This is a genomic window from Dellaglioa sp. CoH-56-MRSF-13, assembly GCF_056782095.1.
Map to the genome: position 1 here is coordinate 1 of NZ_JBXAYC010000195.1, position 255 is coordinate 255.

At 57.6% G+C, this 255-nt stretch carries 1 protein-coding gene; it reads right to left on the reverse strand.

Annotated features, from left to right (window positions below):
- Positions 1–55: 55 nt before the first annotated feature.
- The coding region (locus AC1RP1_RS08415) for a hypothetical protein (protein WP_481762793.1) at positions 56–255 on the reverse strand (200 nt) is incomplete at its 5' end.

Sequence of the window (255 nt, forward strand, 5' to 3'; positions counted from 1 at the left end):
GGTGTTGCCTGCACCAACGAATGTGCCAGCTCCAGCACCGCATATCGAATCTTGTTCATGCTTGTTCTCCGCACCAGTTTTCGAGCATCCACTCGGCCCACGCGATGCGGGATTCAAGAACACCGGGCAACGAATCGATGTAGCCAGAGTAGGGAGCGTCTCCCACCGTGCCCTCGTATTCAGGAAGCGCACCCTGCGCCACGAGCCATGTCGTGTACGAGTGGTGCACGTCCAACAATTCGCGAATGCGATGCT